The following is a 26,617-nucleotide window of genomic DNA, read 5'->3' as shown; positions in this document are numbered from 1 at the left end:
GCATAGGGTCAGGCTCAGGCATAACAACACAACAACTCGACAAGGATGTTTATCTTGCGCCTCTTACTCCGCGTGCTGACCCTGATCATCGTGCTGTCGGGACTGGTCCTGACAGTGGTTCTGTACTACGTCGCCAACCCGAAATTGCCTTTCTACACACCCGTGCAGCAGGTGCATTACCTGGATCAGTGGACGGAACAAGAGCGGCAAACCTATTACTTCACCCCTCAGGGCACCCAGGTCAAAGGCCTGCGCTACGAGTGGTTCCAGGCGCTGGAGTTGCCTTTCTCAGAGCAACGCTTCGCGGCCCCCGACTACCTCGCGCGCTTTGGTTTTCTGATCGACCCGCAGCAAACAGCCACACCGGACAACCCCGGCAATTTGCCCGTCGGTTTTGCCCGACATCAGAACGCCGGCAGCACCGAGCAATATCTGGACATCACCTGTGCCGCTTGCCACACCGGCGAATTGCACTTTAAAGGCCAGGCCGTGCGCATCGACGGTGGGACGGCGCAGCATGTATTGCCTTCGAGTGTTCCTACACTGCGCGGCGGCAGTTTCGGACAGGCATTGGTGGCAAGTCTGACCTCGACTTACTACAACCCGTGGAAATTCGAACGCTTCGCCCGCCACGTACTGGGCGATGAATACGACGCGCGCCATGCGCAACTGCGCAAGGATTTCAAACAATCGCTGGATACGTTTCTCAAAGTGGCGTGGAACGACACCCATCGCGGCCTCTATCCGACCGAGGAAGGCCCGGGGCGCGCCGACGCATTTGGGCGGATCGCCAATGCGACGTTCGGTGATGCGATCTCCCCTGCCAATTACCGCATCGCCGACGCTCCGGTGGATTACCCGCAACTGTGGGACATGTGGACATTCGACTGGGTGCAGTGGAACGGTTCGGCGCAACAGCCGATGGCCCGCAATATCGGCGAAGCGTTGGGCGTTGGCGCCACCCTGAATTTCTTCGACGCCAACGGCCAGCCGCTGCAAGGCGATGCGCGCTATGCCTCCAGCGTGCGCGTGCGCGATCTGCACAAGATCGAGGAAACCCTGCAGAAACTGCGGCCACCTGCCTGGCCGGAGGCCTTGTTCGGTGCAGTCGATAAACCTCTCGCGGCCAAAGGACGCGCGCTGTTCGCGGAAAATTGCGCCGGCTGCCATGTGCCACGCAAGACTCAGGAAGGCGAGCGCTGGGTGCAGCGCTTACCCCTGTTGCCGGTGGACGTCATCGGTACCGACCCAAACGCCGCCAACAACATTGCCAGCCACCGCTTCGACCTGACGGCCCTGCAATGGGACCTGAAAGAACTGGAAAAAATGGACGTCAAACTGCACCCGACGCCCGAGGAGCCGCTGGATCTGAGTCAGTTGTCGGTGGCCAAGGGCCTGGCGTACGTGACCGCCTTCGTCGAAGGCCGTGCCTATCGCGAGGCTCAGGTCACGCCCGAGGAGAAGCCGCGCCTCGACGGATTCGGCCTGCCGATCGGTGTTCGCGAAAAAGTCGCGTACAAGGCCCGACCGCTGGCCGGCGTCTGGGCCACCGGGCCATTTCTGCATAACGGTTCGGTGCCGAGCCTTTATCAACTGCTGTCACCGCAGGATGAACGCGCCACCACCTTCTATAAAGGCACCTTCGAATACGACCCACGGCACCTGGGTTATCGCACCGAAGCCTTCACCAATGGCTTCCTGTTCGACACGCGGATCAGCGGCAATCACAACAGTGGTCACGAGTTCCGCGCCGGCGAACGCGGCAATGGCGTGATCGGCCGCCTGCTGCTGCCGGAAGAACGCTGGGCGCTGCTCGAATACCTGAAAGTCCTCGGCGGCCCTCTGGAGGCGCAACTGCCATGATGTTATCGACCTTCAATAAGCGCCTGTCATTGCTGGCGCGGATCTGGTTGTGGCTGGGCCGCCTGCTGGGCAGAACCTTGCTGCTTTTGCTCGTCATTGGCCTGATTGGCTGGGCCATCGGCACGGCGTGGTGGGCCTGGCAGCATCGCGGGCCGGTGTCGGCACTGGAACAGATTCCCTCCGGTGAAGCCGGGATGACACAAGGCGTGATCCAGACGGCCGTGCGCATCGTCGATCAACACCGTGAAAACACGCGTTTCCTGCGCGACGCGCATGCCAAGGCTCACGGCTGCGTGAAGGCTGAAGTGCAGGTATTGCCGCAACTGGCGCAATCGCTGCGCCAAGGGGTCTTCAGCGAACCGGGACACACCTGGCAGGCGATAATTCGCCTGTCCAACGGCAATGCTTACCCGCAGTTCGACAGCATTCGCGACGCACGGGGCATGGCGATCAAGCTGCTCGACGTACCCGGCAAGCAGTTGTTGGGAAATCGCCAGGAACAGCACGAGCAAGACTTCGTGATGTTCAGCCACCCCAACTTCTTTGTCAGCGATGTCGCCGAGTACCGTCAGAATGTGGCGGCGCAGGCTGACGGCAAGAAGATCCTGGCGTTTTTCCCCGGTTGGGATCCGCGCACCTGGCAGGTCCGTCATCTGCTTATCGCGCTGGCGACGCTGTCGCCGCCACCGGACAGTCCGACAGGGACGACTTACTTTTCGGTTTCGCCTTACAAGTTCGGTGAGGCGAATGCGAAGTTTCGCGTGGCACCGGCCCCGGACAATTGTCCGGCTTACACCCTGCCAAAACAGAACCACGACCTGCCGAACTTCCTGCGCAGCGCGTTGAATCAGCAGTTGTCGACGGATCGCGTGCCGGCCTGCTTCGTCTTGCAGATTCAGCGTCAGGATGCGAACAAGTACATGCCGATCGAGGACACCAGCATCGAATGGCGCGAGCAGGATTCACCCTTCGAAACCGTGGCGCGGATCACCCTGCCGCCACAGGATTTCGATACCCCGGCGCTGAATCTGGCCTGCGATAACCTGTCGTTCAATCCGTGGTTTGGTATCGAGGCCCATCGGCCGATTGGCGGGATCAACCGACTGCGCAAGGCGGTGTATGAGGCGGTGAGCGATTATCGGCATAGCCAGAACGCCACGCAGTAAGCAGCGGCCTGTGGCGAGAGGTTTTATCCCCGGTGGCTTGCGCAGCGGGCCTCAGCTTTAAAAGTCGGGCCGGCTTCGCAGCCCAACGGGGATAAATGCCACAGAAGCAATGCAGAAATTGTCGAATCGCAGATAGCACAAAGCCCGCACAAGGCGGGCTTTGCGTGGTCATCTGGCGTTCAGTGTTCCAGATAACCGAATATGGCGCAGCGGACGGGACTCGAACCCGCGACCCCCGGCGTGACAGGCCGGTATTCTAACCGACTGAACTACCGCTGCGCGAAACGCTTGAAACGAATGGTGGGTGATGACGGGATCGAACCGCCGACATTCTGCTTGTAAGGCAGACGCTCTCCCAGCTGAGCTAATCACCCTTCGCTTCGTTACGGGGCGCATTATGCCACAAGTTTTCATAAAGTGTTGATTTAATTGAATTTTTTTTCAAATAAATCCGAAAACCGGTGAAACGACACAACCCGATGGAACAAGGTACAAACGTGAGACAGAAAAAAACCCGCCTCAGCGGGTTATTCCGTGGTGACCTGGCGTTCAGTGGTCCAGGTTACCGAATATGGCGCAGCGGACGGGACTCGAACCCGCGACCCCCGGCGTGACAGGCCGGTATTCTAACCGACTGAACTACCGCTGCGCTAAACACTTGAAACGAATGGTGGGTGATGACGGGATCGAACCGCCGACATTCTGCTTGTAAGGCAGACGCTCTCCCAGCTGAGCTAATCACCCTTCGCTTCGGTGTGGCGCGCATTCTACGGAGCGACCCAACCTCTGGCAAGCACTTTTTTAAATAATTTTCTCAGGCCTTCCAAAGGCTTAGAGAAGGGTTGGCCTACGGCACGGCGAAGACAATAATGCCCCCCTTTGTATAAAGGAGAGACTCACCCCATGTGGTTCAAAAACCTGCTTATCTATCGCCTGACCCAAGACCTGCCTGTCGATGCCGAGGCGCTGGAAACTGCACTGGCCACCAAACTGGCGCGTCCATGTGCAAGCCAGGAGTTGACCACCTACGGTTTCGTCGCGCCATTCGGCAAAGGCGAAGATGCTCCACTGGTGCACGTCAGCGGTGATTTCCTGCTGATCGCTGCACGTAAAGAAGAACGCATTCTGCCGGGCAGCGTCGTGCGTGACGCCGTCAAAGAAAAGGTTGAAGAGATCGAAGCCGAGCAGATGCGCAAGGTCTATAAGAAGGAACGCGATCAGATCAAGGATGAAATCATCCAGGCCTTCCTGCCGCGCGCGTTCATTCGTCGCTCGTCGACCTTCGCCGCCATCGCGCCGAAACAGGGCCTGATCCTGGTCAACTCGGCCAGCCCGAAGCGCGCCGAAGACCTGCTCTCCACCCTGCGTGAAGTGCTCGGCACCCTGCCCGTCCGTCCGCTGACCGTGAAAACCGCGCCGACCGCCGTGATGACCGAATGGGTCACCACCCAGCAAGCCGCCCCGGACTTCTTCGTACTGGACGAGTGCGAACTGCGCGACACCCACGAAGACGGTGGCATCGTGCGCTGCAAGCGTCAGGACCTGACCAGTGAAGAAATCCAGTTGCACCTGAGCACAGGCAAAGTCGTGACTCAACTGTCGCTGGCCTGGCAGGACAAACTGTCGTTCATGCTCGACGACAAAATGACCGTCAAGCGCCTGAAGTTCGAAGATCTGTTGCAGGATCAGGCGGAACAGGACGGCGGCGACGAAGCGCTGGGCCAGCTGGATGCGAGCTTCACCCTGATGATGCTGACCTTCGGCGACTTCCTGCCGGCGCTGGTTGAGGCGTTGGGCGGTGAAGAGACGCCGCAGGGGATCTGACCTGCCTTTTGTGTGAAAGCTTAAAAGATCGCAGCCTTCGGCAACTCCTACATCTGGAATGCATTTTTCCTGTAGGAGCTGCCGGAGGCTGCGATCTTTTTGTTGGCGACGTATGCTTAGCTTCCTAACGCTTTCCCATAATAAGGAACAAGCCATGCGCGCACTGGCTGCACTCAGCCGCTTTGTCGGCAATACCTTCGCTTACTGGGTTCTGATTTTCGCTGTAATTGCGTTCCTGCAGCCGGCGTGGTTCCTCGGCCTCAAGGGCGCAATCGTGCCGCTGCTCGGGCTGGTGATGTTCGGCATGGGCCTGACCCTCAAACTCGACGACTTCGCGGCCGTCGCCCGCCATCCGTGGCGCGTGGCGCTGGGCGTGGTTGCGCACTTCGTGATCATGCCCGGCATGGCGTGGTTGCTCTGCCAGATTTTCCACCTGCCGCCGGAAATCGCCGTCGGGGTGATTCTGGTCGGCTGCTGCCCGAGTGGCACGTCTTCCAACGTCATGACCTGGCTGGCCCGCGGTGACCTGGCGCTGTCAGTGGCGATTGCCGCCGTCACCACCCTCCTCGCTCCGCTGCTGACCCCGGCCTTGATCTGGCTGCTGGCCTCGGCATGGTTGCCAGTGTCGTTCATGGAATTGTTCTGGTCGATCCTGCAAGTGGTGTTGCTGCCGATCATCCTCGGCGTGGTTGCACAGCGCTTGCTCGGTAACAAGGTGCGCCATGCGGTGGAGGTGTTGCCGCTGGTGTCGGTGGTCAGCATTGTGATCATCGTCACTGCGGTGGTGGCTGCCAGTCAGGCGAAAATTGCCGAGTCCGGCTTGTTGATCATGGCGGTGGTGATGCTGCACAACAGCTTTGGCTACCTGCTCGGTTACTTCACCGGCCGCCTGTTCAACCTGCCATTGGCCCAGCGCAAGTCGCTGGCACTGGAAGTGGGCATGCAGAATTCGGGGTTGGGCGCCGCGCTGGCCAGCGCGCACTTTTCGCCATTGGCGGCGGTGCCCAGTGCGCTGTTCAGTGTCTGGCACAACATTTCCGGGGCTTTGCTTTCCACCTACTTCCGGCGCATGAGCGAGAAAGAAGATCGCGAGACGCTGGCCGGGCAAGCGACCGACTGACCGCGAAACTTGATCCCCGGGTTAATGCTCGTCAGACTATTGCGCTACGCGGGGACGACCCTGCGACTCGCTCGAGTGCTTAATCTGGGGACGACCCCGTCAAACGATGGAGGTCTTTCATGTCCTGGATCATTCTGTTTTTCGCCGGTCTGTTCGAAGTCGGCTGGGCCGTCGGCCTGAAATACACCGACGGCTTCAGTCGTCCGCTCCCCACTGCACTGACCGTTGCGGCGATGGCCATCAGCCTTGGCCTGCTCGGCCTGGCGATGAAGGAGCTGCCGCTGGGCACGGCCTATGCGATCTGGACCGGGGTCGGTGCCGTGGGCACGGTGATTGCCGGGATCATTCTGTTTGGCGAGTCGATGGCGTTGATTCGGCTGGCCAGTGTGGCGTTGATCGTTACCGGGTTGATCGGCCTCAAAATCAGCGCCTAAGCCTCTACCGCTATCGCGAGCAGGCTCACTCCTGCAGGGGGGACGCATTTCAAATGTAGGAGTGAGCCTGCTCGCGATGAGGCCAGATCAGTTGGCAACTATCGAACGCTGCCGCGCAACTCCCCCACCACCCCCTGCAACTTCGCCGGCTCCGCCGCCTCAACCGCTACCGCCGAACCTGCCACCAACGTCACCCGCGACCACAACCGCTTGAACAGGCCCTTGTTCGGATCACGGCTGAAGAAACTGCCCCACAACCCTTGCAACGCCAGCGGAATCACCGGCACCGGGGTCTCCTCGAGAATCCGCGTCAGCCCCCCCTTGAACTCATTGATCTCGCCGTCAGTGGTCAACTTGCCTTCCGGGAAGATGCACACCAGCTCACCGTCCTTCAGATACTGGGCAATCCGGGTGAAGGCCCTTTCATAGATCTGGATGTCTTCGTTGCGCCCGGCGATCGGAATCGTCCCTGCGGTGCGAAAGATAAAGTTCAGCACCGGCAGGTTGTAGATTTTGTAGTACATGACAAAGCGAATCGGCCGACGCACCGCGCCACCAATCAGCAAGGCGTCGACAAACGACACGTGGTTGCACACCAGCAGGGCCGCACCTTCGTCGGGAATCGCCTCCAGGTTGCGATGTTCGACCCGGTACATGGAATGGCTGAGCAGCCAGATCATGAAACGCATGCTGAATTCGGGAACGATCTTGAAGATGTAGGCGTTGACGCCGATGTTCAGCAGCGACACCACAAGAAACAGCTGCGGAATCGACAGCTTGGCCACACTGAGCAACACAATCGAAACGATCGCCGAGACCACCATAAACAGCGCATTGAGAATGTTGTTGGCAGCGATCACCCGCGCCCGCTCGTTCTCCGCAGTGCGCGACTGGATCAACGCATACAGCGGCACAATATAGAAGCCGCCAAAAATACCGAGGCCGAGAATGTCGACCAACACCGCCCAGGTGTGCACGAAGCCCAGCACTTCAATCCAGCTGTGGCCCGTGACGCTTTCCGGGATACCGCCGGAATGCCACCACAACAACAGACCAAACACGGTCAGACCGAACGAGCCGAACGGCACCAGACCGATCTCGACCTTACGCCCGGAGAGCTTCTCGCACAGCATCGAACCCAGTGCGATACCGACCGAAAATACGGTAAGAATCAGGGTGACCACGGTTTCGTCGCCGTGCATCCACTCCTTGGCGTACGCCGGGATCTGCGTCAGATAAATCGCCCCGACAAACCAGAACCATGAGTTGCCGACAATCGAGCGCGACACCGCTGGCGTCTGCCCCAGACCGAGTTTCAAAGTCGCCCAGGACTGGCTGAAGATGTTCCAGTTCAGGCGCATTTCCGGGGATGCGGCTGCAGCGCGCGGGATGCTGCGGCTGGCCAGATAACCCAGCACGGCAATCCCGACAATGGCGGTCGAGACCAGCGGCGCGTAATGGGTCGATGACATGATGACCCCGGCGCCAATCGTCCCGGCGAGGATCGCCAGAAACGTGCCCATCTCCACCAGGCCGTTACCGCCTACCAACTCATCCTCACGCAGCGCTTGCGGCAGGATCGAATATTTCACCGGCCCGAACAGCGCCGAGTGCGTGCCCATGGCGAACAGCGCCACCAGCATCAGCGACAAGTGATCAAAGAGAAACCCGACCGATCCTACGGCCATGATGGCGATTTCCGCGAGTTTGATCAGACGGATCAGCGCGTCCTTGGCGAATTTTTCGCCAAACTGCCCGGCCAGTGCCGAGAACAGGAAAAACGGCAGAATAAACAGCAGCGCACACAGGTTGACCCAGATCGAGCGGTCACCTTCGATGGTCAGGCGGTAAAGAATGGCGAGGATCAACGACTGTTTAAAAACGTTGTCGTTGAACGCACCGAGCGACTGGGTGATGAAAAACGGCAAGAAGCGCCGGGTGCGCAGCAGGTTGAACTGTGAGGGGTGACTCATCTTCCGTGTGTCCCTGATGTTTAAGGTAGAGAGGCCTGGGTACTGCTTATTGGAATCTCGAACCGCGATCCAGGCCACACCTTACCTAAACTTTCCAGGTTATTTCTTCAAACCTGCAATGCAGGGCGAGACAAACAGCTCGCCGCGCCATGCGCCTTGCACGGTACGTTTGCCGACAATCAGCCACATCACTGCCAGTAAAGTCACCAACACCGTGCCGACGACATTGAAAAACGCCAGATTGAGAACGCTGGCCAGTTTCAGCGTCGCCAGCGAATACACGCCCAACGGAAAGGTGAAGCCCCACCAGCCGAGGTTGAACGGGATACCGTCGCGCAAATAACGCGCGGTAATCAGTAATGCCATCAACATCCACCACAAGCCGAAGCCCCACAGCGTGATACCTGCCACCAGGCCCAGGCCCGAAGCAATTTCACCGACACCCGGCAAACCGTTGGCGGCAAAGATCGCCGGCGCGTCGCCCCCCAGCAACAACATGCCCAACGCTCCCGTGCCGATCGGACCGAGCGCCAGCCAGCTCGACGCGGCCATGTTTTCGTGGGGCAGCTTGTGCAGGGCCATACGCAGCAACAGGATCGTCAGGATGCTGAACGCCACCGGCAGGGAAAAGGCCCAGAGCACGTAGCTGGTGGTCAACACCACCAGTTGCGCATGGGCATCGGCGAGATGCGGTGCGAGCAAGCCGCCACTGGCCGCTGACACTTCTGCGGCCACCACGGGCAACAACCACACAGCGGTCATCTGGTCGATGCTGTGCTCCTGACGGGTAAACATCATGTAGGGAATCAACACGCCGCAGGCCAGAGACATGCCCACATCGAACCACCACAGCACTTCGGCAAGGTGAATCACACCTTCCCCCCAGCGTGGCAGGCCGAACAGCAGAAAGCCGTTGATGATCGTCGCCAGGCCCATGGGAATGGTGCCGAAGAACATCGACACGGTGGAATGACCGAAAATCCGCCGCGCCTCGTCAAAGAACAGGATCCAGCGCGCGGCGTAGGCGAAGGTAAACAGGGTGAACAACAGGATGTTGAACAGCCACAGCCCTTCGGCAACGGTGTGTAATCCGGGAATAGCCAGCGGCAATTGCGCCAGCGCCAACGCCAGCACACCGGTGCCCATGGTTGCGGCGAACCAGTTAGGGGTGAACTGGCGGATCACTTCACGCGGATGCTGAAGCTGGCTGAATGGCTTGAGGCCGGTTTTGACGCTGTTGGGGCAAATCATCATGAACTCCTGTCCTCTGGTGAGGTTGAGTCCATGGTAGATCTGAATCGAATATCTATATAACGGGTAATATCTCTAACTGTTATCTGTTTTATGGATAAGCCGTCAGACACTGCCTTCGCTTTCTATCACCAGAATCCGCGCCGCGCCCTGCGGATGCGCCACATGCTCAGTGCCGACCGAGGCATAAAAAATATCGCCGACCTCCAGCAGCACCTGCTTTTCTTCACTTCCCTCGCGATAGCGCATCTGCACCCGGCCATCGAGCACCACAAACACTTCCTCACCGTCGTTGACGTGCCATTTGTACGGCTGATCCGTCCAGTGCAGGCGCGTGGTGATGCCGTTCATGTTGGCGATGTCCAGCGCGCCCCAGGCGCGGTCGGCGGTGAAGGACTTGCTGCGAATGATCTTCATGAATCGTTCCGTGAGCAGATTGACTGCGCAAGGCTAACCGAAAGCGCTGCGCTTATGGCGCGCGACACACCTTGGCCGGTGCCGGACGCAAGCTGAGCAACAATGCCGCCACGGCCAGCACAATCAACACCGCGCCATAACCATCGGTGGTCACCAACAACCCCAGGCTGCGGGTCAGGTGCCCGGCCAGCAACGCCGGCAAACAGAACGCCAGGTAACTCAGCACGTAATATGCCGACATCAGACCGGCCCGCTCATGGGGCAAGGCCAGCGGTACCAGGCTGCGCACGGCGCCGAGGAATCCCGCACCGAACCCACAACCGGCCACCAGCGTGCCGAGGAAAAACAGCGACAGACTGGCGCTGTGCATGCCGAGCAGAATCAGCACCAGGCCGATCGGCAGCAGACTCGCGCCCCATTGCAGCGAGCGCGCGGCGGGTCGATTGCGCATGGTGAAAATCATCAGCGCTCCGGTCACAGTCAGGGCCGCCACGGTCGCGCCACCGATCAGGTTGGAGGTCGAACCGGTGGCGGTGCGCACCAGCGACGGGGCCAACGACGCGTAAAAACCGCCGAGCGCCCAGGTCGCGGTGTTCAGCGGCAGCACTCGCCACAGGGTCGGGCGCGCCTGCACCGGCACATGCAGCGTCGGTCGCAGCGACGCCCACGCCCCCGCTTGCCGGGTGACCGTTTCCGGCAGGCGCCAGACATACAGCGCCTGCAACACAAACAGCGCAAGCAATAACCAGTAGGTCAACTGCAGCGGCGCCGGGGCGAACTCGGCGAGCAAACCGCAGCCCATGCCACCCAACGCCATGCCCAATAATGGCGCGACGCTGTTGATCAATGGCCCTTGCTGACGATCCGTATCGAGCAGTGTTGCGCTTAAAACGGCGGTGGCCATGCCGGTGGCGAAGCCTTGCAGCACCCGTGCGCTGATCAGCCAGGTCACGCTGTCGGCCCCGATAAACAACACCATCGCCAAAGCGTTGAGCAGCACGGCAGTAAAAATCACCGGTTTGCGTCCGAGGTGATCGGACAGCGAACCGACGGTCAGTAACGCCGCCAGCAGACTGAGGGCGTAAACGCCGAAAATCAGGGTCAGCACCGCTGCCGAGAAGTGCAACTGGTCCTGGTACAGGTGATACAACGGCGTCGGCGCGGTGGAAGCGGCGAGAAAACTGAGTAAGGTGATCGCCAGAAACCACAGGCTGGAACGGTTGGAAGCGTCGTTATTAAAAGGGCTGGTCATGTGCACACTCCGCAAAAGCTAATTTTTTGCTTTTGCGGAGTGTGCTACCGCCTCACGCTTAAAGCAAATTCTTTGTGTTAAGGTCTACCCCATGGCTATTAAAGAAGGTTTACGCCCCGGTGGCCGCAGCGCCCGGGTGCAAGATGCAATTCATTCGGCGGTCCGTGCACTGCTGCAGGAACAGGAGCGTTCGAGCGTGACCGTGCCGCAAATCGCCGCGCGCGCCGGGGTCACGCCATCGACGATTTATCGACGCTGGGGTGATCTGGCGGCGTTGCTGGCGGACGTCGCGCTTGCCCGCATGCGCCCTGACAGCGAACCGGCACAAACCGGCAGTCTGCGCAGCGATATCCGCGCCTGGGCCGAGCAATACCTCGACGAGATGAGTTCCGAGCCCGGGCGCAACATGATGCGCGACGTGCAGGCCAGTGCCACGCCGGGGTACTGCGTGACAATCCTCGGCGCGCAGCTGCAGACCATCATTGAGCGCCACCCGGATGAAGCGGCGCCGAGCATTGATCGGTTGATCAATCTGGTGGTGGCGCCAGTGGTGTTCCGGATTCTGTTTTCAGCGGCGGCGCTGGAGGTTGAAGAGTTGCATCGCCTGATTGATATCGCGTTGCGTCAGGACTGACGCCATCGCTGGCAAGCCAGCGCCCACAGGATCTGTGAGGTCACGGCGTCTGTGCCACTGGAGATTTTTGTGGGAGCTGGCTTGCCAGCGATGAGGCCTGAACGGTCACTGCAAAAACCACCCGGCTCTTGCGCTGCGACACCCCGCCACGCCACGACCTTGGTCGACACTGACTAACCGCCGCGCACATGCGAGACTGTCCGCCCGGGCAGGAATGCCAGGGAGTCTTCTGTCGGGAGTGTTGCATGTCGTTGTCCACCGGGCTGATCGCCGCCGTCGCCCTGGCCTATATGGCCATCATGTTCGCCATCGCCTTCTACGGCGACCGTCGCAGTGCGCCGTTGCCGCCGCGGATGCGCGCGTGGGTGTACAGCCTGTCGCTGGCGGTTTACTGCACCAGCTGGACGTTCTTCGGCGCCGTCGGTCAGGCTGCCGAGCAACTGTGGTCGTTCCTGCCGATTTACCTCGGGCCGATCCTGCTATTGGTCGGCGCGCCGTGGGTTCTGCAAAAAATGGTGATGATCAGCAAACAGGAGAACATCACCTCCATCGCTGACTTCATTGCCGCGCGCTACGGCAAATCGCAATCGCTGGCGGTGGTAGTCGCGCTGATCTGCCTGGTCGGCGTTCTGCCCTACATCGCCCTGCAACTCAAAGGTATTGTCCTCGGCGTGAACCTGTTGATCGGCGCCGGTGCCGATGCCATGGGCACTCGCGCCCAGGACACCGCGCTGATCGTCTCGCTGGTGCTGGCGCTGTTCACCATTGTCTTCGGCACGCGCAACCTCGACGCCACGGAACACCACCGTGGCATGGTGCTGGCGATTGCCTTCGAATCGCTGGTCAAGCTGTTCGCCTTTCTCGCCGTCGGAACCTTCGTGACGTACGGTCTGTACGACGGCTTCGACGATCTGTTCAATCAGGCGATGCTCGCCCCGCGCCTCGAGGAATACTGGAAAGAGACCATCAACTGGCCGTCGATGGTGGTACAGACCGGCGTGGCGATGATGGCGATCATCTGTTTGCCGCGGCAATTCCACGTCACCGTGGTGGAGAACATCGACCCGCAGGATCTGCGCCTGGCCAAATGGGTATTTCCGGCGTACCTCGCCCTCGCCGCGCTGTTTGTCGTGCCGATCGCCCTCGCCGGGCAGATGCTGCTGCCCGGCGACGTATTGCCCGACTCATTCGTGATCAGCCTGCCGCTGGCCCAGGCCCATCCGGCACTGGCGATGCTGGCATTTATCGGCGGTGCGTCGGCTGCCACCGGCATGGTGATTGTCGCCAGCGTGGCGCTGTCGACCATGGTGTCCAACGACATGCTGTTGCCGTGGTTGCTGCGGCGCAATAATGCCGAGCGGCCGTTTGAGGTGTTCCGCCAGTGGATGCTCTCTGTGCGCCGGGTGAGCATCGTGGTGATTCTGTTGCTGGCCTATGTCAGCTATCGCCTGCTCGGTTCGACCGCGAGCCTGGCAACCATCGGCCAGATCGCCTTTGCCGCGGTGACGCAACTGGCACCGGCGATGCTGGGCGCGCTGTACTGGAAACAGGCCAACCGTCGTGGCGTTTTCGCCGGACTCGCAGCCGGGACCTTTCTGTGGTTCTACACACTGGTTCTGCCGATTGCTGCGCACAGCCTCGGCTGGTCCCTGAGCAGTTTTCCGGGGCTGGCATGGCTGCACGGTAATCCGCTGAACCTGCCGATCACGCCACTGACCCAAGGCGTGGTGCTGTCGCTGGCCGGTAACTTCACTTTGTTCGCCTGGGTCTCGGTGCTGTCGCGCACGCGAGTATCGGAGCACTGGCAGGCCGGGCGTTTTATCGGACAGGAAATCAGCGCCCGGCCGAGTGCGCGCTCGATGCTTGCGGTGCAAATCGACGATCTGCTGCAACTGGCCGCACGCTTTGTCGGTGAAGAACGTGCGCGGCAAAGCTTCATCCGTTTTGCTTATCGCCAGGGCAAAGGCTTCAACCCGAACCAGAATGCCGACAGCGAATGGATTGCCCATACCGAACGGTTGCTGGCCGGGGTGCTCGGAGCGTCTTCGACCCGTGCAGTGGTAAAAGCCGCCATTGAAGGCCGGGAAATGCAGCTTGAGGACGTCGTCCGGATCGCCGACGAAGCCTCGGAAGTGCTGCAATTCAACCGCGCCCTGCTGCAAGGCGCGATCGAGAACATTACCCAAGGCATCAGCGTGGTCGACCAGTCGCTGAAACTGGTGGCCTGGAACCGTCGCTATCTGGAGCTGTTCAACTACCCGGACGGCTTGATCAGCGTCGGCAGGCCGATCGCCGACATCATTCGCTACAACGCCGAGCGCGGCTTGTGTGGCCCCGGCGAAGCGGAAGTGCATGTCGCCCGGCGCCTGCACTGGATGCGTCAGGGCCGTGCGCACACCTCGGAACGTCTGTTCCCCAATGGCCGGGTGATCGAGCTGATCGGCAACCCGATGCCCGGCGGCGGTTTCGTCATGAGTTTCACCGACATCACTGCGTTCCGCGAAGCCGAACAGGCGCTGACCGAGGCCAACGAAGGCCTGGAACAACGAGTCACCGAGCGGACTCAGGAACTGTCGCAACTCAACGTCGCCCTGACCGAGGCAAAGGGCACCGCCGAGGCCGCCAACCAGTCGAAAACGCGCTTTCTGGCCGCCGTCAGCCACGACCTGATGCAACCGCTGAACGCCGCGCGCCTGTTCTCCGCGGCCCTCTCCCATCAGGACGACGGGCTGAGCAGCGAGGCGCAGAAACTGGTGCAGCACCTCGACAGTTCGCTGCGTTCGGCCGAGGACCTGATCAGCGACCTGCTGGACATTTCCCGCCTGGAAAACGGCAAGATCAATCCCGATCGCAAGCCGTTTGCCATCAACGAACTGTTCGACACCCTCGGCGCCGAATTCAAGGCGCTGGCGCAGGAACAAGGCCTGAGCTTCCGCGTGCGCGGCAGCCATTTGCGCATCGACAGCGACATCAAGTTGCTGCGGCGAATTCTGCAGAACTTCCTCACCAACGCCTTCCGTTATGCCAAAGGTCCGGTTTTGCTGGGTGTGCGGCGCCGTGGCGACGAATTGTGTCTGGAGGTGTGGGATCGCGGGCCGGGCATTCCGGAAGACAAACAGCAGGTGATTTTCGAGGAGTTCAAGCGCCTCGACAGCCACCAGACCCGCGCCGAAAAGGGCCTCGGGCTGGGTTTGGCGATTGCCGATGGTCTATGCCGGGTACTGGGGCATACGTTGCGTGTGCGATCGTGGCCGGGGCGCGGCAGCGTGTTCAGCGTCAGTGTACCGTTGGCCCGCACGCAAACCGTGCCGGCCAGCACCACTACCGAGTTGAATGGCAAGTTGCTGGGCGGTGCGCAGGTGCTGTGCATCGACAATGAAGACAGCATTCTGATCGGCATGAACAGCTTGTTGACTCGCTGGGGCTGCCAGGTCTGGACTGCACGCAATCGCGAGGAATGTGCGGCGTTGTTGAGCGAGGGGGTGCGCCCGCAATTGGCGCTGGTGGACTATCACCTCGATCACGGCGATACCGGCACCGAGTTGATGGCATGGTTACGCACCACGCTGGGAGAGCCGGTGCCGGGGGTGGTGATCAGTGCCGATGGCCGGCCGGAAACTGTGGCGCAGGTGCATGCGGCAGGGCTGGATTACCTGGCCAAACCGGTGAAACCGGCGGCGTTGCGGGCGTTGCTGAGCCGGTATGTGCCGCTTTAAGCGCACTCATGAGGCCTGTGGCGAGGGCGCTTGCCACAGAAGTCCGGGTTACTCTGGCAGTTCCACCAGCCCATCGACATCGGTCATCGCCCGCTCCAGCAGATCAGCCGGCAAGCTCTTGCTCGCCCGTGCGCCCAGCAATTTGAGCTGCTCACTGCGACTGACCAGATTGCCGCGTCCCTCGGTCAGCTTGTTGCGCGCCGAGCTGTAGGCTTTGTCCAGCTGCTGCAAGCGATTGCCGACCTCGTCCAGATCCTGAATGAACAGCACGAACTTGTCATACAGCAAGCCCGCGCGCTCGGCGATTTCCCGGGCGTTCTGACTCTGGCGCTCCTGCTTCCACAGGCTGTCGATCACCCGCAACGTGGCCAGCAAGGTGGTCGGGCTGACGATAACGATATTGCGGTCGAAAGCCTCCTGAAACAGGGTCGGCTCGGCTTGCAACGCGGCGGAAAATGCCGCTTCGATCGGCACGAAGAGCAGCACGAAATCAAGGCTGTGCAACCCCTCCAGACGCTTGTAATCCTTGCCCGCCAAGCCCTTGACGTGATTGCGCAGGGACAGCACGTGCTGCTTGATCGCGATCTGCCCCAGGGTGTCGTCTTCAGCGGCCACGTATTGTTGATATGCCGTGAGGCTGACCTTGGAGTCGACCACCACCTGCTTGTCGCCCGGCAGATAAATCACCACATCCGGCTGGAAACGCTCGCCATCCGGCCCCTTGAGGTTGACCTGGGTCTGGTACTCGCGTCCCTTCTCCAGCCCGGCGTGTTCGAGCACCCGCTCAAGAATCAGCTCGCCCCAGTTGCCCTGGGTTTTCTGGCCTTTGAGGGCGCGGGTCAGGTTGGTCGCCTCGTCGCTCAGGCGCAGGTTGAGCGCCTGCAAGCGTTCCAGTTCCTTGGCCAGCGAGAAACGCTCGCGGGCTTCGGCCTGGTAGCTTTCTTCCACGCGCTTTTCGAAGGACTGAATGCGCTCTTTCAACGGGTCGAGTAACTGCCCGAGCCGCTGCTGGCTGGTTTCGGCGAAGCGCTGTTCGCGCTCATCGAAGATCTTGCCCGCCAGTTCGGCGAACTGTGCACGCAGCTCATCGCGCGAACCTTGCAGGTCGTTGAGGCGCTGTTGATGGCTTTCCTGCTGCTCGCGCAGTTCGGCATTCAGCGAAGCGGCCTGTGCATCGAGGCGACGCAGTTCGGCTTCCTTGTTGGCGCGTTCAAGGTTCCAGGCGTGGGAAGCGTCGCGGGCGTCATCGCGTTCGATTTGCAGCAACTCGACTTCGCGGCGCAGAGCGGCCAGTTCGGCTTGCTTGGCGGCGTTGGCCTGCCCGAGGTCGGCGATTTCGTCGCGGCTGGCATCCAGTTGTGCGTTGAGCCCGTCCTGCGACAGTTGCGCCATGGCCAGCCGCTCTTCGAGCAAGGCGACCTCGGCCTGCCTGTCACTGGCCCGGCGCTGCAGCTGCCAGGCCAGTGCCAGCAGCGGCAACCCCGCCGCTGCGAGACCGAGCAATACGCTGGTCAAGTCCATAGCCATAGCGACTCCTGCCAATCTTATAAAGCCTGAAGGTTAACCAAGGCGTCAGGTCTTGGACAGCTCAGTCTGCGATGAGCCCGAGTTCCTCTTGCGCACGACGGTCGCCGGCGCGGGCGGCCTGACGCAAAAGATCCTGACCGATACGCCGGTCCCGGGCATTGCCGCATTCACGGCACATCAACTGGCCGAGACGGCTTTGCGCTGCAACCACACCTTCACGCGCCGGCTGCTTGAGCAGGCGACCGGCCAGGTGCTTGGCATTGTGGCTGGCGCTCAGGCGCGGGCTGTCGAGCAGCCACTCGGCCACACGCACGGAAAATCGCTTGGGCGGGGTAACAGGAAGTGGTTGTGAGGTAACAGAGTCTGATACTGAGCGAAACTTCATAAAACACTGTGGGACAGATCGGAAGGCGCGCCACTCTACTCTCTTTTTCCTACAGGTAAAGTCGAAAAATAACCCGGCACGCCCGTGCTAGAGCAAGCGCTCGGGACAATCCACAGAAGCTGTGGATAACTCAGTGGACAACCGCCCTCCAACCCGCGCAAAGCCTTATGGAATGGGGCTCGCAGTCAAACTGACGATTTTTTCACCAACAAAAAAAAGCGATGGTTTTCATTGACTTAAACTTTCGATACAGGCAGTGACCGGGGTCAGGATTGTTATGACAGCGCCGTTACAGGCTGCGCAACTAATGTGCACAAGTACCTGTTACCCGGTTATATCGGTGCGCTTTTTCGGGTCGTTTTGCATCCCGAACGGGAGATAAGCGGCCTGGCGCCGGAAATGGCTGCACGCTTTTGTGGCGACCGACGGTTGATCGGGCGAGACTCCTTCGCCAGCAGACTCGCTACCCCACCAGACCGCGATCGCAGTGGAAGCGAGCCTGCTGGCGAAGAGGCCTGTCCTGTCACCCGTGATCCGCGCGACCGCACGTCATCTTTTTAACGATGGGTTTGCATAATCCGCAACGATTGGTTAGTATCCGCGGCGTTAGTACCAAGCTGAAAGTCAATTCCGGTCGAACACATCCCCACGGTCAACCTTCTTCCAAGAAGCCTCTACCGAAAAAAGCGGGAAACGACCCCTCGATGGTTTCCAGGTAAATCTTGTGACGACACGCCTTTGAATGAATACAAAGGGTGTTGCGAAGAACACTTACTCTGACCGAACCAACCTGCAAATTGATCAGGATCTTCACCCCGGGCCCAGAACCTTTGCCCTCGTTGTGATGCCTGTCCTCCTAAGTACCTACCTGCCAGCCCAAGCGCGCCAACTTATTCAGCGCTTCAAACTGGCTGCTTTGTTCCAGTCGGGTTCTTCGTTCGACCAACGGTGGTCGACGTTACTGGAACGTTTTAACGTTGCACGGTTCTTATCCGTGTCATTTGTAGGAACACCTAATAACTATGTCTACTCAAATCCAGACTCAGGATGCCATTCGCACCCTAACCAACGCCTTCGCACCGATGAACTGCCTGATCATGGCCGCTCGCAAAGGCTGCTTCAGCTTCACCATAGTCAATGAACACGGGATCGCCCGCCACAGCGAGCGTCTGTACCCCGATCAGTACTCCAGCGCCGAACCGCTGCAGGCCGTGATCGATCGTACACGTCAGGCCCTGGTTGCCTGAAAGCCGAAAAGGCTGCAAAAAGCAAAAGCCCCGCCTGAAACGCGGGGCTTTTTATTGCCTGATATTTCAGTTTTTGCCCGTCGCGCCTAAGCACCTTCGGATATAACGGTTATAACTCGAAGCCGGAAATATTTTAAAAACAGACCTTTACATCGCGAATATGACACTACACTTCAACTCAAGCGGCTTGATCCGCTTGCGGCGAGCCTGAGTCGATCCACCGCTGCCAAGGCCCCCTTCAGGACTCGCCGAACCATTACAAGATCCGAGGGTTTTATGGGTATCGCTGCCAGCGAACTGTGCCGCTATGTGATCCGTCCTACATTGATCTACCTGGGACGCCACTGCGCAACCGCCGAATCCCTGCTGCTGGGCATCGCCGCCAGCCAGTCCGCCCTCGGATCCGCCCTGCATGACCGCCGTGGCCACGGCCTCTACCGTATTGCCGAGCATCGCCATCAGGCCCTTTGGGATGACTATCTGGCCCTCGACCCGGAGCGCGCCAGCCTGGTGCGCGGCCTCGCCAGCCAGCATGCTTTCCTCAGCGGCCCGCACCTGGAATTGACCGTTAATCTGCGTTACGCCACTGCCATTGCCTGGCTGCTGGTCGAAGAACAAAACCCCACCCTCCCCGACCCGAACGACTTGCTGGGAATGGCGCGCATCTGGCGTCAGACCTTTCAGCCGCAGGGACGTCTGCGTGATTTCACTTACGCCTGGCAGACCTGTGTTTCACCGCTGAATCAGGTCGCCTGTTAAACCGTCCGCTTTGCAAGATCGCTCATCAGGTAGCGAATTTGGTCGGATTGTCCTACAAAACCGCTCTAACTCAAGGCATACGGACTATAGCGCTGGGACGAAAATGTTGGTAATTTTCGCCCCGGTGATCACCAGGAGTTCTAATAATGAAAAAAGTCATGCTCAAAACCACCCTTAGCCTCGCCGTTACCATGGCATCCACCCAGATCTTCGCAGCTGGCTTTGCCATCAACGAACACAGTATCAGCGGGATGGGCACCGGTTACGCTGGGCGATCCTCTTCTGCCGACGACGCAAGCACTGTTTATGGCAACCCTGCCGGTATGTCGCGCCTCACGCGCGAACAAGTCACGGGCGGTGTTGCATTCCTCGATGCCAAAACCGATATCAGCGACGCCAGCTCCAGCCCTAACGGTGGCAGCAACAAAGGCGACATGGTGCCCTTCACCTCTGTACCTATGGGCTTCTACGTCAAACCGATTGATGAGCATTGGGCATTCGGCCTCGGCGTTTACGTGCCGTTCGGCCTGATTACCGACTACGAAAAAGGCTTTGCCGGCCGCTACTTCGGCAGCAAGTCCGAAGTACAGGTCATCACCTTCCAGCCGACTGTCAGCTACAAGTTCAACGACGTGGTGTCGGTAGGTTTCGGTCCGACCATCAACCGCATCGACGGCACACTGGAATCCAACCTGTCGATCACTCAGGCTGCGCCGGACGGCAAGGTCAAGATCAAGGGTGACGACACCGCGCTGGGCTACAACGTCGGCGTACTGGTGCAAGCCACCGACACCACGCGCCTGGGTCTGACGTACCACTCGAAAGTCGACTACAAGCTCAAAGGCGACACCAAGGTCAACTATGGCCTGCTCGGCGCAGTCGGCCTGGGCGCCAACCAGAAGTACGACGCTTCGCTGAAGATCACCACGCCTGAATCCATCGACTTCTCGGTCACCCAGGCGATCAACGAACGCTGGAACGTCTACGCCGGTTCGACCTGGACCCGCTGGAGCCAGCTGGAAAAAATCACCGTCAAGAACTCCGGTGTACAACCGCTGCTGGCCGGTCAGTTTGGCGAGATCACCGAAGACCAGAACTGGCACGATTCCTGGGCTTACGCCGTGGGTACGTCGTACCAGTTGAACAAGGAATGGGTACTGCGTACCGGCCTGACCTTCGACCAGTCGCCGACCAACAACGTCGACCGTTCGCCACGCATCCCGACGGGTGACCGGACCATCTTCAGCATCGGCGCTGGCTGGAGCCCGACCGAAGACCTGACCATCGACGTCGCTTACTCGTACCTGAAGGAAGAGTCGGTCAAGATCCGCAACGAAAACGCACGTGGCCAGACCTACGACGCCAAGTATGAAAACTCGGCAAACGGTTTCGGTGTCGGCGCGACCTACCGCTTCTGATGCTGCCGGGCGGGGTTAACCCCTCGCCCACTAAAAAGCCCCGCTCTCTTGTACAGAGGCGGGGCTTTTTTAATGACTTGAGACTCCTGCTGAAATACACAAGGCTCCCACCAAAGCACTCAACGCATCAGGGCTTCAGCGGTTTCGAAGCGATGGCCTTTTCGATCGCCGCAATAAACTCCGGATCATCCGGCTTGGTCAGGCTTGAAAAACTGGCGATCACCTTGCCTTGGCGATCGACCACGTATTTGTAGAAGTTCCACTTCGGCGCGCTACTCTGCGCAGCGAGTACCTGAAACAGATGCGTAGCGTCATCCCCCCGGACTTTTTGAGGCTCGGTCATGGCGAAGGTCACGCCGTAGTTGGCGTAGCAGACCTTGGCGGTCTCTGCGCTGTCCTTGGACTCTTGCTTGAAGTCATTTGAAGGAACCCCGAGCATTTGCAGCCCTTGTGCCTTGTAGCGCTGATTGAGCGCCTCCAGGCCTTCGAACTGCGGGGCAAAACCGCAGAAGCTGGCAGTGTTGATCACCACCAGCGGTTTATCGGCGTACTGCTGGCACAGGTCGATGGACTCCTTGGCCCGCAATTTGGGCAGCGAACCTTGCAGCAGATCGGGACAGTCAGCGGCCTGGGCCAGGCCAGTCAACGCCATCAGCAACGCAGGAACAGCACACCAGCGCATCAGCATGTCGAGCATCCTTAAGCAGTCATCAGGCTTCGACGTTACTCGCCACGCCCCGTTCTAGCAAATGCTCATGCCCAACTGCATCAAGGCCAGGCCGCCCTGATGCCAGCCCCACCACACCAACGCCAGCAGAGCAGCGCCGAGGGCAGCGAAGACGAAACGCGGCCAGAGTCGGCTCATGCGGCGTGCGCACGGGGTTGCAGACGCGCGACAGGTCGCTCGCGCACCGGCCAGTTCAACGCGGCGGCCAACAGGCTCAGAAGAATTGCCACTTGCCAGATCAAGTCATAACTCCCGGTACGGTCATAGACCACCCCGCCCAGCCAGCCGCCCAGAAACGAGCCGAGCTGGTGGAACAGGAACACGATGCCGCCAAGCATGGACAGATTGCGCACACCGAACAAGGTCGCCACCGTACCGTTGGTCAACGGTACGGTCGACAGCCACAGGAAGCCCATGGCCATACCGAACAGATAGGCCGAGGTGGTCGTCACCGGCAGCCAGAGGAACAGCACGATCACCACCGCACGCAACAAATACAGAGCAGTGAGCAGACGCGGCTTGGACATGCGCCCGCCCAGCCACCCGGCCGTATACGTGCCGAAGATATTGAACAGACCGATCAGCGCCAGCACAGTCGTGCCAACGGTGGCCGGCAAATGTTGATCGACCAGATACGCCGGCAGGTGCACACCAATGAACACCACTTGAAAACCGCAGACGAAAAACCCGAACGCCAGCAGCCAGAAACCGGAATGCGAACAGGCTTCGCGCAACGCTTCGGACAGGGTCTGTTCATGCCCCGACACTGGCAGCGGCTTGTCCTTGAGCATGCTCACCAGCGGCACGATCAGCGCCACCAGCAGACCGAGTACCAGCAACGCCGCCGACCAGCCGAGCCAGCCGATCAGGCCGAGCGTGCCCGGTAACATGGCAAACTGGCCAAAGGACCCCGCCGCACTGGCGATGCCCATGCCCATGCTGCGTTTTTCCGGCGGTACGGCACGGCCGACCACACCGAGGATCACCGAGAACGAAGTGCCGGACAGACCGATGCCGATCAACAGACCGGCACTCAAGGACAGGGTCAACGCCGAATCGGACAACCCCATGCATACCAGGCCCAAGGCGTAGAGCACGCCGCCGATCAGCACCACTTTCGCCGCACCGAAACGATCGGCCAACGCGCCGGTAAACGGCTGCGCCAGACCCCAGATCAGATTCTGCAAGGCAATGGCGAAGGCAAACACTTCGCGCCCCCAGCCGAACTGCGCGCTCATCGGTGACAGAAACAACCCGAAGCCGTGTCGCACGCCCAATGACAACGCCAGAATCAGCGCACTCCCCAGCAACACCCAACCGCACGTACGCCACATCGTCGTCATTGTTATTCTCCAGTCGCGGGTATATACCCGCTTGAACCCGAAAAAACCGGCATCAGGCCAGTTCGTCCAGCAATTTCAGCAAGGTTTCACGCTTCTCGGCACCCAGACGGTCAATCAACCGTTGCTGCGCCGCTTCCCAGGCTGGCAGTGCAGCAGCCAGACGTTGCGCGCCGGTTTCGGTGAGCCGGACGATGCGGTTGCGCATGTCTTCGCCCTCGGCCAGCGCCACCAGACCGTCGCCTTCCAGCACCCGCAGATTGCGGCCCAGGGTGCTGCGATCCAGACCCATGGCTTCGGCCAGTTCCGAGATGCTCGGCTGATCCAGACGCTGCAGGTTACACAGCAAAGAATACTGGGCAACGTTGATCCCGAAGCCGTCGAGGGCGCCGTCGTAATGCCTGCTGACGCCACGCGCGGCGCGACGCAGGTTGGTGCACAAACACTGAGAAGGAAGCATGATGCGTGTATATACCCGCGACTGTGTTAAATCAAGTTACACATGAGTTTATCAATAAGATTTGTGGCGTCTGCCCCACCGCCATCGCTGGTCCCACAGTTTTTGCAAGTCGTCACAAAATCTGTAAACGCCCTCAATACCTGAGGGCACTGGCTTGCCAGCGAAGAGGCCATAACATTCACCATAAACCGGTCAGACCAACGCCAACCCCACCAGCACCGCCATCTCCAGCAATTCCAGCAACGCCCCCGCCGTATCGCCCGTAGTCCCGCCCAACCGCCGCATCATCACCTGCCGCAGCCAGACAAACATCCCGAACGCAACAACCAGCGCAACAACCGCTTCAACCCCGGCGATCAGCAAAGAGCCCAGCATACTTGCGCCAAGCACCCACCATCCCGCCCTGCGCGGCAGATGATCGGCCAACGCCTGCCCCAATCCTCCCGCCCGCACATACGGCGTGGTCAGAAACAACCCCAACAGCGCCGCACGCCCCAGCATCGGCACGATGAGCAACAATACGCCCTGCTGTTGCTCGATCAGCGCCAGCAATGCGGCAAACTTGAGCAGCAACACCAACACCAGCGTGACCACCGCAATCGGCCCGCTGCGCGGATCCTTCATGATTGTCAGGGTGCGCTCCCGATCACCGAAGCCACCAAGCCAGGCGTCAGCGCTGTCGGCCAGTCCGTCGAGATGCAGCGCGCCGCTGAGCAGCACCCACACGGTCAGCAACAGCGCCGCATGCAACAACAATGGTGCGCCGGCCAACGCCAGGTTCAACCCCCAGAGCATCACCCCGAACAGCAACCCCACCAGCGGATAACACAGCAACGAACGGCCGAGCTGCTCCGGCTGCGGCATCCCCGGCAGACGAATCGGCAGACTGCTGAGAAATTGCAGAGCGATCCACAGTGGCAACATGTCAGTGACCTTCCTTGAGCGAACCATTGGCTTCGACCGTCAGGGAAAACACTGATGCATGCGCGACCTCGACACTCAGCAACTGCTCACGGGGCAGCCCCCGCGCCTGCGCCAGCAACAGGCGCATCACGCCGCCGTGACTGATCAGCAAGACGCGCTCGCCAGCATGGGCCCGATGCAGGCGCGCAATCGCGCCGAGCACGCGAGCCGCAAAATCGCTGACCGCCTCACCCTGTGGCGGGGTGAACGCATACGGGTCCGCCCAGAACAGCCCCAGCGCCTCGGCATCGGACTCCATGAGCGCTGCGGCACTTTGCCCTTCCCAGGCGCCGAAATGCAGTTCCTGCAGATCCTTGTCCAGTTGCACCGGCAGATTCAGTTGCTCACCCAATGCTGCAGCGAACCGTGCACAACGCTGCAGCGGCGAGCTGACCAGCCGATCCCACGGCCCGCCAGCGACCACTGCCGCGCGCATCTGCGCCCAGCCTTGCTCGGTCAGCGCATCATCGAGACTGCCGCGCAAACCACCGCCCAGTTCAGTCTCACCGTGACGCAGCAGATCCAGACGCAAGGTCATGCCGGACGATCCGCCACCGCCGCCTCGGCGAAGGTCGCCATCTGTCCATGCAGGTCGCACGCCAGACGCAACAACGGCACCGCCAGCGCTGCCCCGCTACCCTCGCCCAGACGCAAGCCGAGTTCCAGCAGCGGTTCGGCGCCGAGGGTTTCCAGCACATGGCGATGGCCCGGTTCGGCACCACGATGACCGAACAGCAGCCATTCGCGGCAGGCGGGATTCAAACGCACGGCAACCAGCGCGGCGACGGTGCAGATAAAGCCGTCGACCAACACTGCAACGCCTTCCTGGGCTGCCGCCAGGTACGCACCGACCAGCGCCGCAATCTCGAAACCGCCGAGGTTGAACAGGGTTTGCAGCGCATCGCCACGCTGCGCAGCGTGCAGGGCCAACGCGCGCTCGATGACTTGGGTCTTATGGCTGACACCTTCGGCATTCAAACCGGTACCGGGACCGGTCAAGTGGGCCACCGGGCAATCGAGCAAGGCGCAGGCCAGCGCACTGGCAGCGGTGGTGTTGCCGATGCCCATTTCGCCGCCGATGAACAGCTGCGCACCCACCGCTTTCGCCCGCAACACGCTATCGCGACCGGCCTGCAAGGCGAGTTCGCCCTGCGCTGGAGTCATCGCCGCGCCCTTGACGAAGTTCGCCGTGCCCGGACCGACATTCAGGTGCAACACGCCCGGCAGGTTCAACGACGGCGTCACGGTGCCCAGGTCCACCACCTCCAATTGCGCACCGAGTTGGCGCGCCAACACACTGATCGCTGCGCCACCACTGACGAAGTTGAGCAGCATCTGCCCGGTGACTTCCTGCGGGAACGCAGACACCCCTTCGGCGACCACGCCGTGATCGCCGGCAAAAATCGCGATCCAGATCTGCTCCAGCGTCGGCTTGACCTGCCCTTGCAGGCCCGCCAGTTGCACCGCCACGGTTTCCAGGCGACCGAGGGAGCCGGCCGGCTTGGTCAATTGCTGTTGCCGCGCCGCCGCTTGGGCGACAACCTCGGCATTCACCGGTTTGCACGGATTGAGCCACCAGGTTTGAGTCATAACGCAGGTCCTTTCAGAGTCAGGGGCAGGCCGGCGACGGTCAGGACGACACGCTGACAGCGCTCAGCCAGAGCTTGATGCAGCCAACCGGCTTCATCGACGTAGCGGCGAGTCAATTCGCCCAGCGGCACGACACCCATTCCGGTCTCGTTGCTGACAAAAATGATTTCCCCCGGCAATGACGCCAGGCCGTCCAGCAGGGCTTCACGCTCAGCGGCCAGACGCTCTGCGTCATCGAGCATCAGCAGATTGGTCAGCCACAGAGTCAGGCAATCGACCAACAGGCAGCGCTCGGCACTGGCAGACTCGCGCAGCACGCGGGCCAGTTCGAGCGGCTCCTCGATCAGGGCCCATTCGACAGGACGGCGGGCGCGGTGATGGGCGACGCGGTCGCTCATTTCGCCGTCCAGCGGTTGGCTGGTGGCGATATAAGTGACCTGCAACTGGCTGTCGCTGGCGAGTTTTTCCGCCAGGCGACTTTTGCCGGAGCGGGCGCCGCCGAGGATCAGTTGGAGCATTTTTTTATCCAGAAAAGGTTTAGTGAGATCACC

Annotated in this window: 24 protein-coding genes and 4 tRNA genes; 10 read left to right on the top strand and 18 right to left on the bottom strand. The window is 60.5% G+C overall.

The genetic code is table 11. The features are described from left to right. The first annotated feature begins 54 nt into the window (after positions 1–54). Together HV782_RS09385 and HV782_RS09380 are read left to right on the top strand one after the other, a co-directional pair. Entirely contained in the window at positions 55–1,863 is a 1,809-nt protein-coding gene (locus HV782_RS09385; protein ID WP_128616549.1) for a di-heme-cytochrome C peroxidase, read from the top strand. Continuing rightward, positions 1,860–3,029, top strand: coding sequence for a catalase family protein (locus tag HV782_RS09380; protein ID WP_186748753.1), 1,170 nt, complete (start codon positions 1,860–1,862; stop codon positions 3,027–3,029). Before HV782_RS09385 ends, HV782_RS09380 begins: the two co-directional genes overlap by 4 nt. A gap of 202 nt (positions 3,030–3,231) precedes the next feature. On the opposite strand, the gene HV782_RS09375 is transcribed toward HV782_RS09380, so the two are convergent. From HV782_RS09375 to HV782_RS09360, 4 genes are all read right to left on the bottom strand, one after another. Beyond that, a tRNA-Asp gene (locus tag HV782_RS09375) sits at positions 3,232–3,308 on the bottom strand. A 19-nt stretch (positions 3,309–3,327) separates the two neighbouring features. Continuing rightward, positions 3,328–3,403: transfer RNA gene (locus tag HV782_RS09370), tRNA-Val, on the bottom strand. Between the two features lie 198 nt (positions 3,404–3,601). Beyond that, positions 3,602–3,678, bottom strand: a tRNA-Asp gene (locus tag HV782_RS09365). Between the two features lie 19 nt (positions 3,679–3,697). After that, positions 3,698–3,773 (bottom strand) — tRNA-Val (locus HV782_RS09360). Positions 3,774–3,932: 159 nt separating this feature from the next. Here HV782_RS09360 and rdgC point away from each other — a divergent pair. The 3 genes from rdgC to sugE all read left to right on the top strand — a co-directional run bounded on the left by rdgC (position 3,933) and on the right by sugE (position 6,407). Beyond that, on the top strand, positions 3,933–4,853 hold the full coding sequence (gene rdgC, locus HV782_RS09355) for a recombination-associated protein RdgC (protein WP_047600223.1): 921 nt from the start codon (positions 3,933–3,935) through the stop codon (positions 4,851–4,853). Between the two features lie 154 nt (positions 4,854–5,007). Beyond that, positions 5,008–5,973 carry a bile acid:sodium symporter family protein gene (locus tag HV782_RS09350; RefSeq protein WP_123465950.1) on the top strand — a complete coding sequence of 322 codons (966 nt, stop codon included), beginning with the start codon at positions 5,008–5,010 and terminating at the stop codon, positions 5,971–5,973. Positions 5,974–6,092: 119 nt separating this feature from the next. Further along, on the top strand, positions 6,093–6,407 hold the full coding sequence (gene sugE, locus HV782_RS09345; RefSeq protein WP_123465948.1) for a quaternary ammonium compound efflux SMR transporter SugE: 315 nt from the start codon (positions 6,093–6,095) through the stop codon (positions 6,405–6,407). Positions 6,408–6,505: 98 nt separating this feature from the next. Here sugE and HV782_RS09340 read toward each other — a convergent pair whose 3' ends face one another. From HV782_RS09340 to HV782_RS09325, 4 genes are all read right to left on the bottom strand, one after another. After that, a complete protein-coding gene (locus tag HV782_RS09340) occupies positions 6,506–8,380 on the bottom strand; it encodes an MFS transporter (protein WP_186748337.1) in 1,875 nt (624 codons plus the stop codon). 99 nt (positions 8,381–8,479) lie between these two features. Beyond that, a complete protein-coding gene (locus HV782_RS09335) occupies positions 8,480–9,631 on the bottom strand; it encodes a TDT family transporter (RefSeq protein ID WP_128613911.1) in 1,152 nt (383 codons plus the stop codon). Between the two features lie 105 nt (positions 9,632–9,736). Continuing rightward, positions 9,737–10,048: a cupin domain-containing protein gene (locus HV782_RS09330; protein ID WP_128613910.1), complete on the bottom strand. Its 312-nt coding sequence runs from the start codon at positions 10,046–10,048 to the stop codon at positions 9,737–9,739. A gap of 52 nt (positions 10,049–10,100) precedes the next feature. Further along, a complete protein-coding gene (locus tag HV782_RS09325) occupies positions 10,101–11,300 on the bottom strand; it encodes an MFS transporter (protein WP_186748339.1) in 1,200 nt (399 codons plus the stop codon). A 91-nt stretch (positions 11,301–11,391) separates the two neighbouring features. On the opposite strand from HV782_RS09325, the gene HV782_RS09320 reads away from it, so the two are divergent. Together HV782_RS09320 and HV782_RS09315 are read left to right on the top strand one after the other, a co-directional pair. Continuing rightward, positions 11,392–11,934, top strand: coding sequence for a TetR/AcrR family transcriptional regulator (locus HV782_RS09320; RefSeq protein WP_123465938.1), 543 nt, complete (start codon positions 11,392–11,394; stop codon positions 11,932–11,934). A gap of 245 nt (positions 11,935–12,179) precedes the next feature. Then, the gene (locus HV782_RS09315; protein WP_186748346.1) at positions 12,180–15,650 is read left to right on the top strand and encodes a hybrid sensor histidine kinase/response regulator; all 3,471 of its coding nucleotides are present in this window, start codon (positions 12,180–12,182) and stop codon (positions 15,648–15,650) included. Between the two features lie 48 nt (positions 15,651–15,698). Here HV782_RS09315 and HV782_RS09310 read toward each other — a convergent pair whose 3' ends face one another. After that, positions 15,699–17,063, bottom strand: a complete 1,365-nt coding sequence (locus HV782_RS09310; RefSeq protein WP_186748381.1) for a DNA recombination protein RmuC — start codon at positions 17,061–17,063, stop codon at positions 15,699–15,701. A 175-nt stretch (positions 17,064–17,238) separates the two neighbouring features. After that, positions 17,239–17,562, bottom strand: coding sequence for an SEL1-like repeat protein (locus HV782_RS09305; RefSeq protein WP_186748347.1), 324 nt, complete (start codon positions 17,560–17,562; stop codon positions 17,239–17,241). Positions 17,563–18,584: 1,022 nt separating this feature from the next. Between HV782_RS09305 and HV782_RS09300 the strand changes: the two genes are divergently transcribed. The 3 genes from HV782_RS09300 to HV782_RS09290 all read left to right on the top strand — a co-directional run bounded on the left by HV782_RS09300 (position 18,585) and on the right by HV782_RS09290 (position 20,986). Further along, positions 18,585–18,809 carry a hypothetical protein gene (locus tag HV782_RS09300; protein ID WP_186748349.1) on the top strand — a complete coding sequence of 75 codons (225 nt, stop codon included), beginning with the start codon at positions 18,585–18,587 and terminating at the stop codon, positions 18,807–18,809. A gap of 276 nt (positions 18,810–19,085) precedes the next feature. After that, the gene (locus HV782_RS09295) at positions 19,086–19,568 is read left to right on the top strand and encodes a hypothetical protein (RefSeq protein WP_186748351.1); all 483 of its coding nucleotides are present in this window, start codon (positions 19,086–19,088) and stop codon (positions 19,566–19,568) included. A 146-nt stretch (positions 19,569–19,714) separates the two neighbouring features. Next, entirely contained in the window at positions 19,715–20,986 is a 1,272-nt protein-coding gene (locus tag HV782_RS09290; RefSeq protein WP_128615071.1) for an OmpP1/FadL family transporter, read from the top strand. A 127-nt stretch (positions 20,987–21,113) separates the two neighbouring features. On the opposite strand, the gene HV782_RS09285 is transcribed toward HV782_RS09290, so the two are convergent. The 8 genes from HV782_RS09285 to cobU all read right to left on the bottom strand — a co-directional run bounded on the left by HV782_RS09285 (position 21,114) and on the right by cobU (position 26,584). After that, positions 21,114–21,674, bottom strand: a complete 561-nt coding sequence (locus HV782_RS09285) for a glutathione peroxidase (RefSeq protein WP_186748353.1) — start codon at positions 21,672–21,674, stop codon at positions 21,114–21,116. A gap of 54 nt (positions 21,675–21,728) precedes the next feature. Continuing rightward, on the bottom strand, positions 21,729–21,851 hold the full coding sequence (locus HV782_RS28740) for a hypothetical protein (RefSeq protein WP_256591474.1): 123 nt from the start codon (positions 21,849–21,851) through the stop codon (positions 21,729–21,731). Continuing rightward, positions 21,848–23,056 carry an MFS transporter gene (locus HV782_RS09280; protein WP_123465924.1) on the bottom strand — a complete coding sequence of 403 codons (1,209 nt, stop codon included), beginning with the start codon at positions 23,054–23,056 and terminating at the stop codon, positions 21,848–21,850. The genes HV782_RS28740 and HV782_RS09280 overlap by 4 nt, the downstream gene beginning before the upstream one ends. Positions 23,057–23,108: 52 nt before the next feature. Next, the gene (locus tag HV782_RS09275; RefSeq protein ID WP_123465922.1) at positions 23,109–23,513 is read right to left on the bottom strand and encodes a MarR family winged helix-turn-helix transcriptional regulator; all 405 of its coding nucleotides are present in this window, start codon (positions 23,511–23,513) and stop codon (positions 23,109–23,111) included. 192 nt (positions 23,514–23,705) lie between these two features. Continuing rightward, a complete protein-coding gene (locus tag HV782_RS09270) occupies positions 23,706–24,437 on the bottom strand; it encodes an adenosylcobinamide-GDP ribazoletransferase (protein ID WP_186748355.1) in 732 nt (243 codons plus the stop codon). A gap of 1 nt (position 24,438) precedes the next feature. After that, complete coding sequence (gene cobC / locus HV782_RS09265) at positions 24,439–25,014, bottom strand: alpha-ribazole phosphatase family protein (protein WP_186748356.1); 576 nt, start codon at positions 25,012–25,014, stop codon at positions 24,439–24,441. Further along, positions 25,011–26,066 carry a nicotinate-nucleotide--dimethylbenzimidazole phosphoribosyltransferase gene (gene cobT, locus HV782_RS09260; protein WP_186748358.1) on the bottom strand — a complete coding sequence of 352 codons (1,056 nt, stop codon included), beginning with the start codon at positions 26,064–26,066 and terminating at the stop codon, positions 25,011–25,013. The genes cobC and cobT overlap by 4 nt, the downstream gene beginning before the upstream one ends. Beyond that, positions 26,063–26,584, bottom strand: a complete 522-nt coding sequence (gene cobU / locus HV782_RS09255; protein WP_123465914.1) for a bifunctional adenosylcobinamide kinase/adenosylcobinamide-phosphate guanylyltransferase — start codon at positions 26,582–26,584, stop codon at positions 26,063–26,065. The genes cobT and cobU overlap by 4 nt, the downstream gene beginning before the upstream one ends. Between the last annotated feature and the right edge of the window lie 33 nt (positions 26,585–26,617).

It is taken from the genome of Pseudomonas monsensis, from assembly GCF_014268495.2.
In the GTDB taxonomy this organism is placed as follows: Bacteria; Pseudomonadota; Gammaproteobacteria; order Pseudomonadales; family Pseudomonadaceae; genus Aquipseudomonas; species Aquipseudomonas monsensis.
This window is presented reverse-complemented; position numbering and strand designations above follow the sequence as displayed.

Excerpts from the sequence above, each read along its gene's own strand:
- HV782_RS09380 (WP_186748753.1), top strand. The coding sequence starts at position 1,860 with ATGATGTTATCGACCTTCAATAAGCGCCTGTCATTGCTGGCGCGGATC.
- rdgC (WP_047600223.1), top strand. The coding sequence starts at position 3,933 with ATGTGGTTCAAAAACCTGCTTATCTATCGCCTGACCCAAGACCTGCCT.
- HV782_RS09350 (WP_123465950.1), top strand. The coding sequence starts at position 5,008 with ATGCGCGCACTGGCTGCACTCAGCCGCTTTGTCGGCAATACCTTCGCT.
- sugE (WP_123465948.1), top strand. The coding sequence starts at position 6,093 with ATGTCCTGGATCATTCTGTTTTTCGCCGGTCTGTTCGAAGTCGGCTGG.
- HV782_RS09340 (WP_186748337.1), bottom strand. The coding sequence starts at position 8,380 with ATGAGTCACCCCTCACAGTTCAACCTGCTGCGCACCCGGCGCTTCTTG.
- HV782_RS09335 (WP_128613911.1), bottom strand. The coding sequence starts at position 9,631 with ATGATTTGCCCCAACAGCGTCAAAACCGGCCTCAAGCCATTCAGCCAG.
- HV782_RS09330 (WP_128613910.1), bottom strand. The coding sequence starts at position 10,048 with ATGAAGATCATTCGCAGCAAGTCCTTCACCGCCGACCGCGCCTGGGGC.
- HV782_RS09325 (WP_186748339.1), bottom strand. The coding sequence starts at position 11,300 with ATGACCAGCCCTTTTAATAACGACGCTTCCAACCGTTCCAGCCTGTGG.
- HV782_RS09320 (WP_123465938.1), top strand. The coding sequence starts at position 11,392 with ATGGCTATTAAAGAAGGTTTACGCCCCGGTGGCCGCAGCGCCCGGGTG.
- HV782_RS09315 (WP_186748346.1), top strand. The coding sequence starts at position 12,180 with ATGTCGTTGTCCACCGGGCTGATCGCCGCCGTCGCCCTGGCCTATATG.
- HV782_RS09305 (WP_186748347.1), bottom strand. The coding sequence starts at position 17,562 with ATGAAGTTTCGCTCAGTATCAGACTCTGTTACCTCACAACCACTTCCT.
- HV782_RS09300 (WP_186748349.1), top strand. The coding sequence starts at position 18,585 with ATGTCTACTCAAATCCAGACTCAGGATGCCATTCGCACCCTAACCAAC.
- HV782_RS09295 (WP_186748351.1), top strand. The coding sequence starts at position 19,086 with ATGGGTATCGCTGCCAGCGAACTGTGCCGCTATGTGATCCGTCCTACA.
- HV782_RS09290 (WP_128615071.1), top strand. The coding sequence starts at position 19,715 with ATGAAAAAAGTCATGCTCAAAACCACCCTTAGCCTCGCCGTTACCATG.
- HV782_RS09285 (WP_186748353.1), bottom strand. The coding sequence starts at position 21,674 with ATGCTGATGCGCTGGTGTGCTGTTCCTGCGTTGCTGATGGCGTTGACT.
- HV782_RS28740 (WP_256591474.1), bottom strand. The coding sequence starts at position 21,851 with ATGAGCCGACTCTGGCCGCGTTTCGTCTTCGCTGCCCTCGGCGCTGCT.
- HV782_RS09280 (WP_123465924.1), bottom strand. The coding sequence starts at position 23,056 with ATGACGACGATGTGGCGTACGTGCGGTTGGGTGTTGCTGGGGAGTGCG.
- HV782_RS09275 (WP_123465922.1), bottom strand. The coding sequence starts at position 23,513 with ATGCTTCCTTCTCAGTGTTTGTGCACCAACCTGCGTCGCGCCGCGCGT.
- HV782_RS09270 (WP_186748355.1), bottom strand. The coding sequence starts at position 24,437 with ATGTTGCCACTGTGGATCGCTCTGCAATTTCTCAGCAGTCTGCCGATT.
- cobC (WP_186748356.1), bottom strand. The coding sequence starts at position 25,014 with ATGACCTTGCGTCTGGATCTGCTGCGTCACGGTGAGACTGAACTGGGC.
- cobT (WP_186748358.1), bottom strand. The coding sequence starts at position 26,066 with ATGACTCAAACCTGGTGGCTCAATCCGTGCAAACCGGTGAATGCCGAG.
- cobU (WP_123465914.1), bottom strand. The coding sequence starts at position 26,584 with ATGCTCCAACTGATCCTCGGCGGCGCCCGCTCCGGCAAAAGTCGCCTG.